The sequence below is a fragment of the Anaerosporobacter sp. genome (genome assembly GCF_031551385.1).
GTDB lineage: Bacteria > Bacillota > Clostridia > Lachnospirales > Lachnospiraceae > Anaerosporobacter.
In genome coordinates, this window is record NZ_JAVBNS010000222.1 from 1 (window position 1) to 19,965 (window position 19,965).

Sequence of the window (19,965 nt, forward strand, 5' to 3'; positions counted from 1 at the left end):
AAGGACTAATAATATGAGAGAAAAATATGTTTTTGGTAGAAATGCATTCCGTACATTTGAAACTGGAATGGAGAAAGAATGGTTATTAACAAATGGCATTGGAGGCTTTGCCAATCAATCCATAATTGGTGCAAATACAAGAAGTTTTTGTGGATACCTTGTTGCATCTTTGCATGCCCCTGTGGATAGAATGATGATTTTCCCAGGAACACATGAAGCAGTAACAATTGCGGGGAAAGAATATGATTTCACTGCACAAGAATATATAAAAGAATGGAAGAGAGGATATCAGTATCTTAACCGATTTACGTTAGATATCCTACCAACATACACCTACCAAGTAGCAGATGTATGTATTAAAAAGACGGTTTCATTAGAACATGGAAAGAATACAAGTGTTGTATGTTACGAGATTGAAAATGGGTTGGAAGACGCTACATTTACAATCACACCAATGTTCACCTATCGTGGATTTGGGGAAACAACAGAACGAGCACAACTTGTATTTGAGAAAGAGTTAAAATCATGGAATGGTACAAAGAATCAGTATCTTGCTTTAATGCCAGAAGAAAATAAAGAAGTAACAATCAAATTCTATGCCTCAGAAGGAGAGTATTACGATAGAGCGCAAAAGCCTGTATCAATGGCAACGCCGAATTATCTGATTGAAGAAAATCAAGTATACCCAATTGATGTACGTACAGGATTTTTGGGAGTAGATAATCATATTACACCATATGACGTAGTAGTAACGCTTGCCCCTTATGAGAAGAAACGATTCTATATAAAATGTACTGTTGAAGAGTTAGATGATAAAGATGGATTTTTGATTGCAGAGCAATATCGTCAAAGAATGATTGGATTAATGGATTTAATTCCTTATGAAGACCGCTTAGCAAGAAGACTTGCATGGGGAGCGGATGCATTTATTGTAGATAGGGAATCAACAGGATTAAAAACAATTCTTGCCGGATATCCTTGGTTTGCGGACTGGGGAAGAGATACTATGATTGCTCTGCAAGGATTAACATTAGCAACAAGAAGATTTGAAGATGCACGTTCCATTCTGGAATCATTTTCAAGAAATGTAGATAAAGGAATGATACCAAATGTATTTCCGAATAGTGCGAAAGAAGAGCCAATATATAATACAATTGATGCTTCTTTATGGTATTTCTATTCTGTAGACTGTTACTTAAAATATACAGGAGAAGAGTCAGATTATACTTTTATTCATGAAAAAATATATCCATGTCTAAAGGAAATCATCGAGGCATATAAGAATGGAACACGCTATGGAATTCGCATGGACAGTGATTATCTAATTGAAGGTGGAAGCGACCTTGACCAATTGACATGGATGGATGTGCGCGTGGGAGATTTAGTCGTTACTCCAAGACATGGCAAAGCCGTAGAAATCAATGCGTTATGGTATAATGCTTTGAAGGTAATGGAGAAGTTGGCTGTGCATTATGGGGAGAAAGAGGACGAGTATTGTGGATTAGCATCCCATGTGAAGGCATCCTTTGTGGATAATTTCTGGAATTCTGATGCAAACTGTTTGTATGATGTGATTGAAAAATCCAATGGGGAAGAAATTGCAGATGGTAAGATTCGACCAAATCAAATATGGGCAATATCCTTACCATATACCATGCTAGATAGTGAAAAAGAGAAGTTAGTAGTGCAAAGAGTGTATCATGATTTGTATACTCCTTATGGAATTCGTTCGTTATCAAATGAAGATGTGGATTATAAGAGCCATTACATTGGAAAACTTATTAATCGTGACCTTGCATATCATATGGGAACAAGTTGGGGGTATATCTCAGGGGCTTTCATCTCTGCATATTGTAAGGTAAATAATCATAGTAAAGAAGCTGTACAAAAGGCAAAAGAAATGTGTGAGTATTTCGAAGACCATATGGAAGATGGATGTCTTAGTGGTATTGCAGAAATTTTCGATGGTGACTTTACATGTACAAGCCGTGGCTGTTATACACAGGCATGGAGTGTAGGAGAAGTACTTCGAGCTTACACAGAAGACGTATTGCCTTATTTATAATCATAGGAGGTAATTGCGAAACTCAATTTAGTTTGTAGAAGCTTCTTGCTTAACATACATTAACACAAAACACGCTACACATCTAAGTACTTCTAGGTGTATGCAGATAAGATATCTAAAAGTTACGGAAATGCCTTCGATTCGGCATCCTGCCCTCGGGTATGTCTGAAAAATCATTGCACTATTCTGCACCCTCCACTCAGCGGTCTGAAAGCTCAAAATTCAGTCAATGTCGCCCGCTACACTTCCTGAATTTTGAACTTCCATTCCACTAAGTGGAGTGCACAGCCTAGTACAAGCATTTTTCAGACACACCCTAGCTCAGGCTGGCTCGGCGTCCATGCCTCGCCTTCCTAGGTTGTGTAGCATACACCAAGAAGTACTATAGATGTTTTGCTATCGTTTTTTAGTTAATCTATGTTAATCAAGAAGCAGTCAAATATATTGAGAGTTTCGCAATTACTGAATAATCATAATTCAAGGAGGATTCAACATGAATGTAACAGAACGTTTTTTAAGATACGTTAGTTTCCACACAACGTCAGACCACACAAGTACAACGACACCAAGTACAGAGAATCAAAAAGTACTTGCTGCTGAACTAGTAAATGAAATGAAAGTCATGGGAATTGCAGATGCCGAGGTCGATGAATATGGGTATGTGTATGGAACAATAGAAGCAACAAAGGGTTATGAAGATGTGCCATATATCGGATTAATTGCTCATATGGATACTTCGGATGCAATCTCTGGAAAAGATGTGAAAGCAAGAATTGTTACGAATTACGATGGCAAAGATATTGTTTTGAATGAAGAGAAGAACATTATTATGCGCACGAAAGAATTTGCTCATATGACGGACTATGTGGGACAAGACTTGATTGTAACGGATGGAACAACATTGCTTGGAGCAGATGATAAGGCTGGAATTGCGGAGATTCTTACATTGGCAGAACAATTATTAAATGATGCGAGTATTCCACATGGAACAATTCGTATCGGATTTACGTCAGATGAAGAGATTGGGGCAGGAGCAGACCATTTTGATGTGGAAAGATTCAATGTTGATTTCGCCTATACAGTTGATGGTGGAAAACTTGGAGAATTGGAATATGAGAACTTCAATGCAGCCGCAGCAAAAGTAGTTGTGCATGGTGTGAATATTCATCCAGGTGAGGCAAAGAATAAGATGAAAAATGCAATCCTAATGGCGATGGAATTTAACAGTATGCTTCCGGCGAATGAGATTCCAGCTTGTACAGAAGGATATGAAGGATTTCAACACCTTTCATTTATCAACGGTAATGAAGAGGAAACTGTTTTAGAATATATTATTCGTGATCATGATAAAGAGAAATTTAATGAGAAAAAAGCGATGTTTGAGAAAATTACGACTTATCTAAATGATCGTTATGGTACAGGAACATTCGAATTATCGTTAAAAGATAGCTACTTTAACATGAAAGAAAAGATTGTTACGCATATGGAAATTGTAGTTCGTGCGGAAGAAGCGATGAAGAGAGCTGGCGTAGAACCAATCGTTGTACCAATTCGTGGCGGTACAGATGGAGCAAGATTATCGTTCATGGGTCTGCCTTGTCCTAATCTATCTACTGGTGGGCATAATTTCCATGGCAGATATGAGTATATTCCCGTACAATCCATGGAGAAAATGGTGCAGATTTTACAAGAAATAATAAAAGCATAGCAAAAAATAAGAACTAATGTTATAATAAAATTGATTATACTGTAACGTATTCCAGTGATAAAATATGTAATAAAATTTATGGAGGTAAATTATGTTTTCATTTGATGAGATCCAAGCTTATGACCCTGAGTTAGCACAAGCGATGAAGAAAGAGTTCAATAGACAAGAAGATCATATTGAATTAATTGCTTCAGAAAACTTTGTTAGCAAAGCTGTTATGGCAACAATGGGAAGCCCATTAACAAACAAATACGCAGAAGGATATCCAGGAAAGAGATATTATGGCGGTTGTGAGTTCGTTGATATGGCAGAAGAATTAGCAATTGAAAGAGCAAAAGAATTATTCGGCTGTACATATGCCAATGTGCAACCACACTCTGGAGCACAAGCAAATATGGCAGTGTTCTTTGCATTAGTTAAACCTGGTGAAACAGTAATGGGTATGAGCCTTGCTGATGGTGGACACTTAACTCATGGTAGCCCAGTTAATATGTCAGGAACATATTATAACATTGTTTCATACGGCGTAGATGAGAATGGATTCATCGATTATGATGTAGTTCGTAAAACAGCAATTGAAAATAAACCAAAACTAATCGTAGCAGGTGCAAGTGCATACCCTAGAAAGATTGATTTCAAGAAATTCAGAGAAATCGCAGATGAAGTAGGCGCATTCTTAATGGTTGATATGGCGCATATTGCAGGTCTTGTTGCTGCAGGTCTTCATGAAAGTCCAATCCCATATGCACATGTTACAACAACTACAACACATAAAACATTACGTGGACCAAGAGGTGGTATGATTCTTTCTAGTGAAGAATTTGCTACAGAATATAAATTAAACAAAGCTATCTTCCCTGGTATTCAAGGTGGACCTTTAATGCACGTTATTGCTGCGAAAGCAGTATGTTTCAAAGAAGCATTAGACCCAAGCTTCAAAGAATATGCAAAGAATGTAGTAGACAATGCGAAAGCATTAGCTGACGGATTAATGAAGAGAGGATTTAACTTAGTATCAAGTGGTACAGATAACCACCTTATGTTAGTTGATCTTCAAAACATGAATGTAACAGGTAAGGAAACAGAGAAGTTATTAGACGCTGCAAACATTACTTGTAACAAGAATGCAATCCCTAATGATCCAGCTTCTCCATTCGTAACAAGCGGTATCCGTCTTGGAACAGCTGCTGTTACTACAAGAGGAATGAAACCAGAAGATATGGAACAAGTTGCAGAAGCGATTTCATTACTAGTAAAAGACGTAGATGCAAACAAAGAACAAGCATTAGCAATTGTAAAAGAGTTAACAGATAAGTATCCACTTTACAGTTTGAATGTATAATAACAGATAAGTATTCATAAAGTATAGATGGAGGGACGTAGTCCCTCCTGAAGTTTATGAAGCAATAGAGAAAAAGCAAAAAACCAGTACAGAGTTCATTTTGAATTATGTACTGGTTTTTTTTGCGTGTTTTTAAGCTTGTGTACAGAACATCATTTAAGAGTTACAATTAAGTGAAAAAATGAAAAGCAAATGTATATTTCGAAAATTAGCGAAAATAATCCTTGACACTTTGGATATAATGTGTAAAAATAGAAATAGCAAAAGGGAGTTATTAGACAAAATGTATAACATTTTAAGGAAAACAAATTAGAGCAAGATGTCGATTCGGCTTTGATATCCTAAATACAGGTTTGTTGAAATGATATGTTATGCATAAGGCTTTCAAAGTTTGGAAAGGAGTATGTTTGTTAAGATGAGGAAGATATCAACCGCTATAATAACAGCGATTACTGCATGTGTATTAATAGTATCTATTCTCGTAGGGTGTATTAATGGCGTCTTAAGTTATAAGACGTTAGGAGAAGAGGCAGAGGACAAGTTGTCTGCAATGTCGATTCAATATGCAAACCAAATGAATCTGAACTATAGAGGAACACAAGAGATAGTTTCTGGTATGGCAAGTTATTTTGAAGCAAGCTATGATTATTCTAATGTTAGAAGTCTTGAATACAACAATACATTTATGGATGGGATGTATAAATATATTAGTGTGGTTCAATCAACAATAACAGATATGGATGTATTGCGCTTATATGCGTATGGAAACCCTACCAAGGTAGGAGCACTATGTACGGCAATTAGTGAGAATGGGGAACGAGTTATTCAAAATTCGGAAGAAGAGTATAAATCGTTTAGCTCAAGAAAAGGTGAAAAGTGGAATTTCTATAATGAAACGTTAAAAAATAATAAGGCAACATGGCTTGACCCTTATATAGATGAAGAACTTGGGCAAGAAGTAATTAGTTATACACAACCAGTGTATGTGAATAAACAAGTAGTAGGTGTAGTTGGACTTATCATATCATTTGATGATTTCAAAGAGTTAGTATTAAATATTCGACCATATGATAACGGTTATGCATTTATAGTTGATTCTTATCAAAGATATATTGTACATGATACATATTCGAAAGAAAATAAGCTAAAGGATACAGGATTTGAAGAGTTATCACAGCTTATGTCAACACAGCCACAAGGGTTAGAGAAGATGAATATTGATGGAGAGCAATCGTATGTAGCATATTCAAAACTAGAGAATGGATATTACTTAGTTTTAGTAACGCCTGAGAGCGACGTTATGGGTAATGTTAAAGATATGATGGTTAAGAGTTTTATGTTTATCGCAATCTGTGTTGTAATCTGTACAATTATTGCATTCATTGTTGGAAAGAAAATTTCAACGCCAATATCCAGAGTAACGAAAGATATTGAGATGGCAAAGGAAAGTGATTTTACAAGTAAGAATTATGTACCTTACCTAAAGAAAAAGAATGAAACTGGTAAGCTAGCGAGAGCATTAGATAAATTACAGAAGTCTATGAACAAAACTGTTACCAAGGTAAATGATAATACAGTTGTTGTTACTGATTCGGCAGTCCACCTTGATAGAGCAATTAATTCTTTAGTAGATGAAGTAAGTAATATTACAGCAACGGCACAACAGTTATCTGCAAGTATGGAGCAAACGGAAAGTACAGCGATAACACTTGGTGATGCATCGAAAAGAATGATTCATCATATTGAAGTTATGGATACAAAGAATAAATCAGGTGTGGATACTGCAAATGATATTAGTGGTAGAGCAGTGCAATTGAAAGTAGAAGCGGCGGAGTCTGCTAGAAAAGCAGATGAAGTATGCAAAGTAACACAGGAAAAATTAAGAGTTGCAATTGAAGAGTCAAAGCAGGTGCAACAGATTAATGAATTGACAAAAGCGATTCTTGATATAGCAGATCAAACAAGTTTACTATCTTTGAATGCATCGATTGAAGCGGCAAGAGCAGGTGACTTTGGTAAAGGATTTTCTGTTGTAGCAGATGAGATTAGAAGTTTGGCAGATAATTCAGAGAAAACAGCATTACAGATTCAAAATATAACGAAGAATGTAATCGTTTCTGTTAATAATTTATGTGATAACTCTTATGAAGTATTACATTTTATGGATACCCATGTGAAAGACACTTATCAAAAACTTATTGAGATGAGTGAGCAATACAATGTAGATTCTACCGATATGAGAGAAGTACTTGAGGATATTTCAAGTGTGTCTAAGAATATATTTAGTGAAATTGAAGCATTATTGGCTTCGTTTGGAGAATTGACAGATGCAACAACAGAGGGTGCGAAAGGCATTCAATGCATATCTAAGAATGCAGAAGAAGTTGCAAATCATACAAGAGAGGTTGAGCTTGAAGCCAATCGTTTGAATCAGATAGCGGGAGAATTAAGTGGCGCTATCGAAGTGTTTTCGGTTTAAGTGCGAAAGCATTTAAATAAATTCCTTTTATATTTCCTTTTATATGAACAACTTTTGTTGCCATGAATTATTTCAAAAAAGTGAGCTGTCACCCCTAGAGACAGCTCACTTTTTGGCGTTATTTTGCATATGGCAATATAATTTGAAATGTAGTACCGCCACTAGGTGTATCACACACTTGAATGTTGCCGTTATGAGCATCAATAATTTCTTTGGCGATACAAAGACCTAATCCGAAATGTTCCTTCTTAGAACGTGAAGAATCTTCCCGATAGAAACGGTCAAATATATGGGATTTGGCTTCTTGCGAGATTCCAATGCCATTATCAATAACAGAGAATATAAAAGTAGAATTTGTATAGTTAAGTGTTAAATGGATTTTTCCATCTGGATTAGAGTAACTAATGGCATTGTTAATAAGGATTGCTAACACTTGTGCGATTCGCTCTTTGTCACAATAGCAAGTAGGAATGGAGTCATTTGGCAAGGTGATTGATAGTGCTAAGTTATGTTCTATTGTTAACGGTTCAAATGCTTCATATGTTTCTAGTAATAGAGTATCTAGCTCCTCCTGTCTCATAGTAAAAGACCAAGTCTGACTGTCAGCACGTGCGAGTGTCAACATATCATTTACCAGATTAGACATACGTTTACTTTCGGATTCTATCGTATTGAGAAATTGAGATTGCATGCTAGAATCTGATGTTCGAAGAGCAGACATGGAAGAAAGTATTACCGCAAGAGGGGTTCGAAGTTCATGTGAAGCTGCTGCGATAAAGGTTGTCTGCTTATCTTGAGACTGCTTAATTGGTTGCAATAACTTGTGTGTAAAAAACAAGGAAGCGAGAAATAGTAGTAGAATTCCGACTACATTAAGTATAATAAAGTAAACACGCTGATGTTGTAGCTTTTTGTGTAAATTATCAGTAGGATACAGAATTATTGTGGATAAAACATTGGAGCTATGTGATATCTGTATAAAGGATACATAGTAAGGAGATTTATCTGCCGTTGTATATGCAAACTCGTAGTGTATAGGAGTGGAGTCTGTCGTCTTTGGATAGATACTGTAACTCTCTTTGCTATAAGCTAAAATCTCATCAATAATGGAAAGTTGGTCTTTGGTACGAGCCACTTGTGTATAGGAGAGTGGAGTTCCGTTATCATATAGTGCAATACTATATTTGTTGTTTTGCTCAACCTTTGATAGCCATTCATGTGTAATTACGTTCTGTCCATCAAGCCCTGCAATAATCGTGTTTATCTCACCACAGAACGAAAGATAGGAGGTATTCTTTAACTCTTTTTCTGATAGATAAAGATACAACAATGACATTGTCAATAGAATTAGCCCGGCAATTGTGGTAAATAATAATGCTAATCGTAAGTTTAATTTGCGAAACATGGTTACATGCTTATTCATGAAGCTCCTCCAAACGATATCCAACACCCCGATGTGTCTTAATAGTAGTGGTACTGCTGACTGCTTTTAGGCGTCGTCGAATAAAATGAATATAGTTATCCAGATTACCATCTTCAATCTCTGCATATGGACCCCAAACTTTAGTAAGAAGAGTTGTTCTTGGAAGAATCTGAGCGGAATTTCGCATAAAGAATTCCAGTAATGTGCCTTCCTTTTTCGATAAAGTACAAGTTCCAAGTGAGCCGGTTAGTGAATTGGTAGATGGTGAAAAGGTAATGTCGCTATAGGTTAGAGAATCGGTATCTGTCCATTGCCGTGGACGCCTATTGATACTGCGGATTCTGGCAAGCAGTTCTTCAATTGCAAATGGCTTTACAAGATAGTCATCAGCACCCGCATCTAACCCCATAATTTTGTCTGAAAGCTCACCAAGTGCAGTTAGAATAATTACTGGTGTAGAATTATTCTGTTGCCTTAACTTTTTAAGTAATGTAATTCCATCGATATGCGGAAGCATTCGATCGAGTAGAATCAAATCATATATATTTTCTTTCATAAACAAGAGTGCGTCTTCGCCATCGATACACGTATCAATATGAAATCCTTGATTTTCTAACTGATATGCAATGGAAAAGCATAATTGTTCATCATCTTCTATTAATAAAATTCGCATGGAATTGGGGTCCTTTCTGGTTTTGGGGTGTGGACATACTTGTGTAGGATAGATTTTGATGCAAAACTTGGTTGGTTATAGAGCTTCTTCGTTGCTACCCTATAATACGAAACACGCTACACACCTAAGTGTTTCTAAGTGTGTATGGACATTTATTCAAATCTTACGGAAACGTCTTCGATTCGGCATCCTGCCTCAGCGAAGACTGGCTCGGCGTCCATGCCTCGCCTTCCTAGGTTTTGTATATACACACTAAGAAGCACTATAGATGTTTCGCTACCATTTCTTAATTATAGGGTAGCAACGAAGAAGCAGATATAGGTAATGAAGTTTTGCATGGGTAGTTTATTGGTACACAAGTATGGGATAAACTGTTTTGAAATAAATACTATGATACAAAGGTCAAAGGTGATACGTTTCATGCTTGCATGAAATGTGTAGCAATCCGTGTAACAGTTGGAGTAAAATACCTTATAAGAATAGTATAACATAGAAAGTTCTATTTAAAATCTAAGGATGAAAGTTTAGTGTGTAATTTGTGCTTTTTAAGGATAATGTTTACAGGCAATATTCTGCCAAGTGTGCTATTGATTATGTAGGGAACGCTAACTTTCTAAGAAGTCTCTCTTGGATTTCTAAATCTTTAGAGATAAAATAAAGATAATTGTGTTAGGGTATAGGTGTCGACGATTTAAGAAACATAAAATGAGTTTTGCAATTACTTAACTACAATAGACTTCGGGAGGTAAATATGATTCGGAAAAGGAAAGCATTATTTTATATTTTTGTATTGACCTGTATAGCATTCTTAGCAGGTTGCACAGGAAAAAAAGCAGATGATATGAATAATACAAATGCTAATAATCAAAAAAACATTCAACAGAATACAAACAAGGAAACAAGCAGCCAGAATGAGAATAAAAAAAACAATCAAAATGAGAGTAATCAGCCAGAACAGGCAATGGGGAGGTATGTTGAAACTCCTTGCTTTACAATGGATAACAGGATTAATAATATAACGATTTTGGAAGATGGTACAGTAGCAGCTATTAATACGATAACAGGAGAATTATTTAGTGCTAACGATGCTCTAGAAACGTGGGAAACAACACCAATAAAGGAGATGCAGTATGTAATTTCAATGGGAGGTTGTGAGATTACAAGTGTTGCTATGAACAAGAAGGGGGATATTTTCTTTTCTTATATTCCATGGAATGATATAAAAGAGAATTATTCCGATATAGAAAAATATATCTATCTAACAAAAGAAGGTTCAAAAAAGGAACTAAATCTAACAGTTAGTAAGAAGGGGGCATGGTTACTAAAGGCGGAATTTTCAGATAATGGTAAACTGTATGCATTAACGAATAATGGAGAGTTTATTGAGATTGACTGTAATCAAGAAAGTGTAGAGCAGTTATTTGAAGAAGAAGGATACACGGATACATTTGCAGTGAGTGAAAATTACATTGTAACAGTAAGTAATCGCGTTGGATATATCTACAATATAGAAACAAAAGAGCTAGAAACAAAGGACAGTGTTTGGAATGAATTTTTGGAAACAACTTTACGTGCAGTACAGACGTATCAAGTAGCAATTGATGAAAAAGAGAATGCAATCTATATTGCCTGTAAAGCAGGAGTATATCGTCATGTAATGAATGGAAGTGTAGTAGAGCAGCTTGTGTCAGGTGAGCTAAGTAACCTTGGTAGTCCTTCTAATTCTGCTAAGGCATTTCGGTTGAAAGAGGAGGGAAGTTTCTTTGTTGGGTATGAAAATGGGGAGTTAGATTTTTATCATTATGATGCAAATGTACCTTCTGTTCCTAACACGCAACTGCGAATCTATAGTTTATATGAAAGTAAGACAATACAACAGGCAATTGTTAACTACCGAAAGAATAATCCTGATGTATTTGTTAAGTTAGAGATTGGTATAACAGGCGATGATGCAGTGACTAAGACGGATGCGATTCAGCGATTAAATACAAGTATTTTGGCAGAAGATGGTCCTGATTTAATACTATTAGATGGTCTGCCAATGTCTTCCTATATAGAAAAAGGAGTTCTTTATGATTTGTCAACAGTTATGAAAGAGCTAGAAGAATCAGAGAGTTATTTAACGAATATAACACATGCATACCAAAGAGCAGACGGTTTATATGGTGTACCAGCTAAGTTTCAGATTCCTGTTATAATAGGGGATAAAGAAAAAATGAAAGAGATAACAACATTACAGGCATTTAGTAAGATGCTACAAGATATTAGAGCAAATCATAGTAGCTCAGAAACGATACTTGGAGGTTATACCCCAAAAGAAGTATTAAAATATTTAGAGTTTGCATGTAGTGCTGCATGGATAACAGAAGAGGGGAAAGCAGATGAAGAAAAATTAAAAGAATATCTGACTTTTGCAAAAGAGATATATGAGTTGGAAACAGAGAATCTGTCTAATGACAGGATTACGGAATATTTGAAGCAGTTAGAATTTGTGAAGGGTATGAATAATGGACTGGAGCATGGAATTAAGGCATTGGGAATGCAACTATCAAGTATAATGTTTGGTGACCAACAGATGGCAGTTGGATTTATAAATGATTTGGAAGAGTATCAGACGATTCTTGCGACAATAAGGAATGATAATACGATATCGTATCAAATATTTGATATGCAATCACAAGGAAATTTTATTCCAAAAGGAATTGTAGGTGTAAATGCTTCTTCAAAGAATCTCGAAACATCACTTGATTTCTTTAAAAGTCTATATACTGAAAAATTGCAGAAGATGAATGTAGATGAAGGTTTGCCAGTGAATAAGACGGTATTTTCTAATTTGGCAAATGGAGAAAATGTAGCAGAGTACTCTGTAGGCGGTTCAAATAAAGAAGGAAAAATAATAGGTTATGAGCTTAAAATTCCTACAGCGGAAGAGATGAAGTCATTACTTAATGTTGCAGAAAGTTTGTCAACTCCATTTCTAATGGAAAGTGTAGTACAAGATGCTGTTGAGACATTTGGTGAGAAAGTTTTAACAGGAGAAATTAGTGTGGACGATGGTGTGAATGCAATTGTTCAAAAAGTAAATTTGTATTTAAAAGAATAGAATAAAATGGGAAAAAGGCGGGTTGCATCAGAAGATGACAGCCCGTTTTTTGGATGAAGAGGAGAAAATTTCATTGTACATATTTTACTAATGTATGCTGGTGAAAAAAGGACAAAGAATAAGTTTAGTGAGTAAAAAAACTCAAAAATAAATGTTGCGCCAAGTTGCGCTTTAAACGAAATGTTTTTTGTACTATTTGAACAAAAAACAATGCGAAAATGACTAAAAACCAATGGATTGACTAAAAATGCATTAAATGATACGATATGAACATGAAACAACCGTTTGCGCGAAATGGTATTACTATTAATGGAATTGGAGCTAGGAGGACAAGAATGAAAAGAGGTTTAGGTAGCAACGGAAAGAGAATATTGTCATTCGTATTGGCGGTGATAATGGTATTTAGTATGATAAATATTCCAGTATCCGTAGCAGAAGCAGTAGAAGTAAATCTGATTACAGATGCAGATGATGCTGGATTTGAAAAAGCGGATAATTTTGAAATTAGTGACACGGGTGTAGTTAGCTTGAAAATTGATGAATCAACCCCACCTTTTGGTGACGGACAAATATTGAATTACTGGAGTGAATATGCAACTAATGAAATTGTAACTTATACGAAACCGATTGAACTTGAAGTTGGTAGTTATACATTCAAAAGTATTTCAAATGGTAATGATAGTACTGTTATTATGAACGTCTTGAATGCAGAAACAAAAACTGTAATTGCGACAGATTCTTCTGCACAGACAGGCTGGACGAAAGAGCCGTCTGAGTACTTACACCCATCAGTAACATTCAATCTTACAGAAACAACAACAATTCAACTTCAGATTGTTTTAGATATTGCTGCATATGGTTGGGGTAAAGTGGACAATATGAGCCTTACAGTAAGCAATGAAGAGATAGCAGGTAATCCAGTTGAGGCAGAGATTAACGTGACGAAAGTAGAAAACCTTTCAGAAGATTTTATTCGTGGTGTCGATATCTCAAGTGTATTATCCGAAGAAGCATCTGGTGTAAGATATTATGATGAAGATGGAAACGAAACAGATATCTTCAAGATGTTATCAGAATCAGGTGTAAACTATATTCGTGTTCGTGTATGGAACGATCCATATGATGCCAGTGGTAATGGTTATGGTGGTGGAAACAACGATGTTGCATCTGCAGTTGAAATCGGAAGAAGAGCAGCGCAATATGACATGAAGTTATTAGTGGATTTCCATTACTCTGATTTTTGGGCAGACCCAGGAAAACAGAAAGAACCCAAAGCATGGTTAGGATATAGCGTTGACCAAAAGGTGGATGCAGTAAAAGCATTTACAACGGAAGCATTACAGCAAATAAAAGATGCAGGTGCGGATATTGGCATGGTGCAGATTGGAAATGAGACAATAAGTGCTATCTGTGGAGAAACAACATGGGCGAACATGGCTAAGATTTTCAATGCAGGAAGTTCTGCTGTTAGAGAGTTTGATTCTTCAATTAAGGTAGCACTTCATTTTACAGAACCACAAAAAGGAATCTATCCAGGAATAGCAAAAAATCTATCGGATAATAACGTAGACTATGATGTATTCGCCTCTTCTTACTATCCATACTGGCATGGAAGTTTAAGCAATCTTACAGAGACGCTTGATACGGTTGCAAAAACATACGATAAGGAAGTAATGGTTGCCGAGACATCGTATGCTTATACAATTGAAGATACAGATGGATGGGGAAACACAGTTACAAGAGGAAATAATAATTCAGGAAATGATATAAAATGGAGTTTCACTGTTCAAGGACAAGCAAACGAAGTTCGTGATGTAATCGATGCAGTGAATAGTGTATCCGATGGAATGGGAATTGGTGTGTTCTATTGGGAAGGTGCATGGATTACAGTTGGCGATACAACAGGACTTAGTGGTGCAGATTATGATAATAAAGTTGTTGCAAATAAAGCTTTATGGGAACAATATGGTTCTGGCTGGGCAAGCAAATATGCGACAGAATATGATGCAGAAGACGCTGGAAAATGGTATGGCGGAAGTGCAGTAGATAATCAGGCATTCTTTGATAATACAGGTAAGAAACTAGATTCCTTGAATATATTTAACTATGTTTACACAGGAGCATATTCAAACCGTATTACGGTAGATAGTATTGAAACACCAGCACTTACTGTAATAATCAATAAAAATATGTCTATTAATTTACCAGAAACCGTAAAGGTAACATTGTCAGATGGATCATACCAGATGTCAGATGTTACTTGGAGTCAGGAAGACCTCCAAAACATTACCGCAATTGGTACCTACACAGTGAATGGAGTAGTAAGTTATATTAATGAAGAAGAAACAACAGAATTATTAGATACGACAGCTACGGTTCTTGTTTTACCAGCTAATTTGCTTGAACAAGGTGATTTTGAGAGTGGAATCGATAAATGGACAATCAATGGAACTGGAGCAGATAAAATAGTGGACGAGAACGTTTATCGAGGAAGTGGTGCGTATCATTTCTATCATGGGACAGAAAATGTTGACTTTATAATGGAACAATCCGTTACCGTAGAGGAAGCTGGAAAATATGTTGCATACATGAGGATTCAAGGTGGAGATGGTGCTTCTGATGACCAAATTAGCATTAAGGTTGAAAACAAGACAACGGGAATCTCAGAAGAGGCAACAACAGAGTTGACAGGATGGATTGACTGGCATACACCAACAACAGATGTTGTGGAAGCAGAGGTAGGAGATGTTCTTACAGTTGTAATTACAGTGAAATCTGCGATTGGTGCATGGGGAACAATTGATGATGTATTCTTATATAATACAGTGACTTCATCTTTTTACAATATTAATTATGAGTTAAATGGAGGAACAAATCATAGCGACAATCCTTCTGTAAATAATGGTTCTGTAGCGACTCCATTACAGCCGGCAACTCGTACAGGATATAATTTTGCTGGTTGGTACACAGATGCTACATATACGACTAAGATTACAGAGATTGCAGCAGGAACAACAGGTAATGTTACTGTATATGCAAAATGGACAGCGATTAGTGTACCATCTGATACCGTGATTCCATCTTCTTACACTATCAGTTATGTGCTAAATGGAGGAACAAATCATAACGATAATCCTTCTAACTATGATGGTTCTGTAATGGTTGCATTACAAGAAGCAACTCGCATAGGATATGAGTTTTCTGGTTGGTATACAGATGCTGCTTGTGAGAACAAGATTACAGCAATTGCAGCAGGAACAACAGGTGATGTTACGGTATATGCAAAATGGACAGAGATAAAAGCGACTAAGATTGTATTGAATAAAACGAAAGCGACACTTCAAAAAGGGAAAGAACTTCAGTTAAAGGCGACTGTAACACCAGATGGTATCGTGAACAAGTCAGTTACATGGTCAACTTCAGATGCCAACGTTGCAACTGTTGATCAAAACGGTAACGTGGTAGCGGTAAAGGCAGGAACAGCAACAATTCAAGCCACAACTGCAGACGGCTCAGAACTAACAGTGTCTTGTAAGATAACAGTGCCATATACAATTTCCTATAAGCTGAATAAAGGTACAAACAATAGTAGCAATCCAGCATATTACTATAACGAGAAGGTATCACTTAAAGATGCGACAAGAAAAGGATACACATTTGCAGGTTGGTATTCCGATAGTAAATTCAAAAACAAAGTAACAACAATCTCAAAAACAAGCGCAAAGAATGTTACACTATATGCAAAATGGACAAAAGTAACGGTTAAAAAGGTAACACTTAAATCGCTTGTAAATGCAAGTGAAAAGAAATTACAGGTTAAAATCAATAAACTATCTGGTGTGAAGGGATATGAAATCTGTTATGCAGATAATGCAAAATTCGAGAATGCAGTCAAGGTAACAACAGAGAATACAACTAAGACAATTTCAGGATTAAAGAACAAAAAGACATACTATGTCAAAGTTCGTGCATACAAGATTGATTCCACAGGTAAAAAGGTTTATGGAAGCTATAGTAGCGTGAAAAAGATAAAAATCAAATAAGAGAAAAGCAGTAGTGGAGACGTGAAATGTACTCCACTATTGCTTTTTTAAGTTTTAATAACCAAGTTCTTCCCCAACAAGAACAACAATTAATCGACCTGGTTTATTGGATTTTCGTGTAATTACGGTATTCGAACAGATACATTCTGCAGATAGACAATCTGCGCAACGTCCAAAGTCGTGACATGGTGTATTACGATTGAGTCGTAATGCGTTTTGTGGTGCAGCAACATTATGTACTCTGGCAATTCCGGCTTCTATATTAGGAACTACTTTATTCATTCCAGCTACGATAATTACATTATCAGGGCCTGTAACAAGACAGGCAACACGGTTTCCGTTACCATCAATGTTGATTAGCTGTCCGTCTAAAGTGATGGCATTTGTACTCATAAGATAGTAATCAGCAGTAACAGTTTTAGCATACATAGCTTTTTGTTCTTCTGGAGTTTTGGCAGTTGTACGGTCATATAATGTGTATGGTGCTGTTTCAAGATAGTCAAATAAGCCAATCTCTTCCAGTGTTTCTGAACCACCCCAAGAGATAGAAGCATCAGGGGTAAAGAGAGACTTGATATATTCCAGTGCTTCAGTTTTGCTCTCACAGTAGTGCCCTCGCATTCCTCTAAGAGTACATTTCTTTAAGATAGAAGTAGCTTGCGTTTTATAAAATTCTTTTTTTACGTCCAATTATATATCCTCCTTTGATAAAATGTGTAAGAGTATTGTTTGCAAATTTTTCTTTTTTGATAGTATAGTTTTTTGTGTATATGTCAAAGTATAGTATAGCATTTTGATTGGTGATTTTCTATATTTTGTTCGGGCGTATTTTTAAAATGATATGTATGTGTGTTACTGTACAAGTTCTTAGTCGTGTATTCTGTTGTAAGGTGTTGAGTTAATAATGCAGAATGACATATTCGAACAAGTTTTAAATTGGCGTTGTTGCTTTCATGTGATAGAATAGGAACATGTAAAAAAGTAAAGAAATCAAAAAGGGGATTGCCATGGCAAATATATTAATCGTTGATGATGAGGAAGCAATTAATGAGTTAGTGAAACTGAATTTAAAATTGGTCGGGCATTCTAGTGATCAGGCATATGATGGGAGAGAGGCATTAGATATGTTAATGAGAAATCAATATGATTTAATCCTTCTTGATGTTATGCTGCCATATGTATCTGGATTCGAATTAATGAAGAAAATTAAAGATACACCAGTAATATTTATGACTGCAAAAGACCGTATAGAAGATAAAATTCAAGGACTGACTTCTGGGGCAGAGGATTATATTGTAAAACCATTTGAGATATTAGAATTGATCGCTAGGATTAACATTGTTCTTAGACGAACTAAGGTAGAGGATACCGTTTTTCGAATTGATGATGTGGAGATGGATAGGGAAGCGAAAATTGTAAGATACCAAAGTGAAATCGTTGATTTAACCCCGCAGGAATATAATCTAATGGAAGTGCTAGTCATGAATCAAAATTTAGCATTATCGAGAGAAAAATTATTAGAATTGGCATGGGGATATGAATATGAAGGGGATACAAGAACCGTTGATGTGCATGTGCAGAAGCTTCGGAAGAAACTTGGATTAGAGGAACGAATTAAAACGGTTTATAAAGTTGGATATCGTTTAGAAGTGTAACGGAGGATTATAATAAATGAAATTTTGGCAGAAAGTGTTTCTCAGTGTGTTAGTTGTTTTTGTTATAGCGCTTAATGTAGGAATGTTTACAGTAATGCATTTTACATATAAGGAACAATTAAATAGTGTGAAGCAACGAGCTATGGGAGAAGCGTATTTTCTTAGTAATTCCATTAGTAAGGATTTTACTAATCTGGAAGCTACCTCGACATTAACAAGGGCTAAGAAAGGAAATATATATGATTCCTATGCGGCATATTATGAGGGACAAAATGTGTTCCTTGAATTATGGAGTGGAAAGAGCTTAATTGGAGGGGATTCCGAGAGGAGTATAGAATCAAGAGAGGAACTTGATTTAGAGGAAAATGTACAGAATATTATTATTCGAAAGATAGGTGAAGAGCAGTATTTGTTTCTTGCCTGTTCTCTAAAAGAGCCATATGAAAATCATACGCTTGTAACAATATATCCTTTGAAAGAGCTTGAACGTACAAGAAATCAATTAATACAAATTGTGGTAAGTGTAGATATCATTATAACAATTATATTATCTGGGATTTTATATATAATCATTCGTAAGTTGATGCAGCCATTGAATCATCTATCGGATGCGACGGCAGAGATTGCAAAAGGAAACTATAATCAAAAGATAAGTATTCAAAGTGAAGATGAGTTTGGCAGTCTTGCAATGGAATTTAATCGTATGTCTGAAAAAGTTGGTGAAACGATACATCTTCTAAAGGAGGAAAGCGATAAGAAGCAGCAGTTGATTGATAATATGGCACATGAACTTCGAACACCATTAACATCTATTTCAGGATATGCGGATTATATGCGCATTGCGGCATTGTCAGAAGAAGAGCGGATTCGTGCACTAGAATATATAATTGATGAAACGAAACGATTGGAGAAGCTAAGTAAAACATTATTGCTGATTGCAGATGTTCGGGAACATGAATTAACGAAAACATCTGTACCTACGAAGCAATTAAAATATTATGTACAAAATCTATTTCGCAAATCGATTACGGAGAAGAAAATTCAATTTAGATGTATTTGTGAAATAGAAACAATAGAAGCGAATGAAGCATTGCTACAGTTATTACTAGCAAATTTAATTGAAAATGCAATTCGTGCATGTGAGGAAGAGGGGATTATTACAGTAACATTCTGTAGTCAGGAGACTCCTTACATCGTGATTGAGGACAATGGAATTGGTATGGAGGCAGAAGAAATTGATAAGATTAGCGAGCCATTCTACCGAGTAGATAGGGCAAGAAGTCGTAAAAATGGTGGTGTTGGTTTGGGAATTACATTATGTCAGCAAATTGTTTGCTTGCATCAAGGAATAATTCAATATGAATCAGAGGTAAATAAGGGAACAAGAGTGATTGTAAGTTTTTAATGCAAAACTTTATGCATTTTTACAACTTGATAACATCTTTATGATAGTTCGGCAAAAAGAAAGCGATAT

11 protein-coding genes are annotated in these 19,965 nt (G+C 35.9%); 8 read left to right on the plus strand and 3 right to left on the minus strand.

What is annotated here, in order from left to right; genetic code table 11:
• The 4 genes from RMR19_RS16955 to RMR19_RS16970 all read left to right on the plus strand — a co-directional run.
• The coding region (locus RMR19_RS16955) for an amylo-alpha-1,6-glucosidase (RefSeq protein WP_310604688.1) at positions 1-2,065 on the plus strand (2,065 nt) is incomplete at its 5' end.
• Between the two features lie 493 nt (positions 2,066-2,558).
• Positions 2,559-3,773, plus strand: coding sequence for a peptidase T (pepT, locus tag RMR19_RS16960; RefSeq protein WP_310604689.1), 1,215 nt, complete (start codon positions 2,559-2,561; stop codon positions 3,771-3,773).
• Positions 3,774-3,864: 91 nt separating this feature from the next.
• Complete coding sequence (glyA, locus tag RMR19_RS16965; protein WP_310604690.1) at positions 3,865-5,115, plus strand: serine hydroxymethyltransferase; 1,251 nt, start codon at positions 3,865-3,867, stop codon at positions 5,113-5,115.
• 415 nt (positions 5,116-5,530) lie between these two features.
• Positions 5,531-7,594: a methyl-accepting chemotaxis protein gene (locus RMR19_RS16970; RefSeq protein WP_310604691.1), complete on the plus strand. Its 2,064-nt coding sequence runs from the start codon at positions 5,531-5,533 to the stop codon at positions 7,592-7,594.
• Between the two features lie 118 nt (positions 7,595-7,712).
• Here RMR19_RS16970 and RMR19_RS16975 read toward each other — a convergent pair whose 3' ends face one another.
• Both RMR19_RS16975 and RMR19_RS16980 read right to left on the minus strand, forming a co-directional pair.
• Positions 7,713-9,017 (minus strand): sensor histidine kinase, encoded by a 1,305-nt coding sequence (locus RMR19_RS16975; RefSeq protein ID WP_310604692.1) that lies wholly within the window; start codon positions 9,015-9,017, stop codon positions 7,713-7,715.
• The gene (locus tag RMR19_RS16980; RefSeq protein ID WP_310604693.1) at positions 9,010-9,690 is read right to left on the minus strand and encodes a response regulator transcription factor; all 681 of its coding nucleotides are present in this window, start codon (positions 9,688-9,690) and stop codon (positions 9,010-9,012) included. The genes RMR19_RS16975 and RMR19_RS16980 overlap by 8 nt, the downstream gene beginning before the upstream one ends.
• 751 nt (positions 9,691-10,441) lie before the next feature.
• Here RMR19_RS16980 and RMR19_RS16985 point away from each other — a divergent pair.
• Together RMR19_RS16985 and RMR19_RS16990 are read left to right on the plus strand one after the other, a co-directional pair.
• Positions 10,442-12,793 carry an ABC transporter substrate-binding protein gene (locus RMR19_RS16985; RefSeq protein WP_310604694.1) on the plus strand — a complete coding sequence of 784 codons (2,352 nt, stop codon included), beginning with the start codon at positions 10,442-10,444 and terminating at the stop codon, positions 12,791-12,793.
• A gap of 335 nt (positions 12,794-13,128) precedes the next feature.
• Positions 13,129-16,836 (plus strand): glycosyl hydrolase 53 family protein, encoded by a 3,708-nt coding sequence (locus tag RMR19_RS16990; RefSeq protein WP_310604695.1) that lies wholly within the window; start codon positions 13,129-13,131, stop codon positions 16,834-16,836.
• A gap of 54 nt (positions 16,837-16,890) precedes the next feature.
• Here RMR19_RS16990 and RMR19_RS16995 read toward each other — a convergent pair whose 3' ends face one another.
• Positions 16,891-17,526, minus strand: coding sequence for a lactate utilization protein (locus RMR19_RS16995; RefSeq protein ID WP_310604696.1), 636 nt, complete (start codon positions 17,524-17,526; stop codon positions 16,891-16,893).
• Between the two features lie 317 nt (positions 17,527-17,843).
• Here RMR19_RS16995 and RMR19_RS17000 point away from each other — a divergent pair, with 317 nt between their 5' ends.
• Entirely contained in the window at positions 17,844-18,491 is a 648-nt protein-coding gene (locus RMR19_RS17000) for a response regulator transcription factor (RefSeq protein WP_310604697.1), read from the plus strand.
• Positions 18,492-18,507: 16 nt separating this feature from the next.
• Positions 18,508-19,896 (plus strand): sensor histidine kinase, encoded by a 1,389-nt coding sequence (locus RMR19_RS17005; RefSeq protein WP_310604698.1) that lies wholly within the window; start codon positions 18,508-18,510, stop codon positions 19,894-19,896.
• Positions 19,897-19,965 lie beyond the last annotated feature (69 nt).

Bases quoted from the DNA above. Each gene is read 5' to 3' on its own strand.
- RMR19_RS17005 (WP_310604698.1), top strand. From the start codon at position 18,508: ATGAAATTTTGGCAGAAAGTGTTTCTCAGTGTGTTAGTTGTTTTTGTT.
- RMR19_RS16975 (WP_310604692.1), bottom strand. From the start codon at position 9,017: ATGAATAAGCATGTAACCATGTTTCGCAAATTAAACTTACGATTAGCA.
- RMR19_RS16980 (WP_310604693.1), bottom strand. From the start codon at position 9,690: ATGCGAATTTTATTAATAGAAGATGATGAACAATTATGCTTTTCCATT.
- RMR19_RS16985 (WP_310604694.1), top strand. From the start codon at position 10,442: ATGATTCGGAAAAGGAAAGCATTATTTTATATTTTTGTATTGACCTGT.
- pepT (WP_310604689.1), top strand. From the start codon at position 2,559: ATGAATGTAACAGAACGTTTTTTAAGATACGTTAGTTTCCACACAACG.
- RMR19_RS17000 (WP_310604697.1), top strand. From the start codon at position 17,844: ATGGCAAATATATTAATCGTTGATGATGAGGAAGCAATTAATGAGTTA.
- glyA (WP_310604690.1), top strand. From the start codon at position 3,865: ATGTTTTCATTTGATGAGATCCAAGCTTATGACCCTGAGTTAGCACAA.
- RMR19_RS16990 (WP_310604695.1), top strand. From the start codon at position 13,129: ATGAAAAGAGGTTTAGGTAGCAACGGAAAGAGAATATTGTCATTCGTA.
- RMR19_RS16970 (WP_310604691.1), top strand. From the start codon at position 5,531: ATGAGGAAGATATCAACCGCTATAATAACAGCGATTACTGCATGTGTA.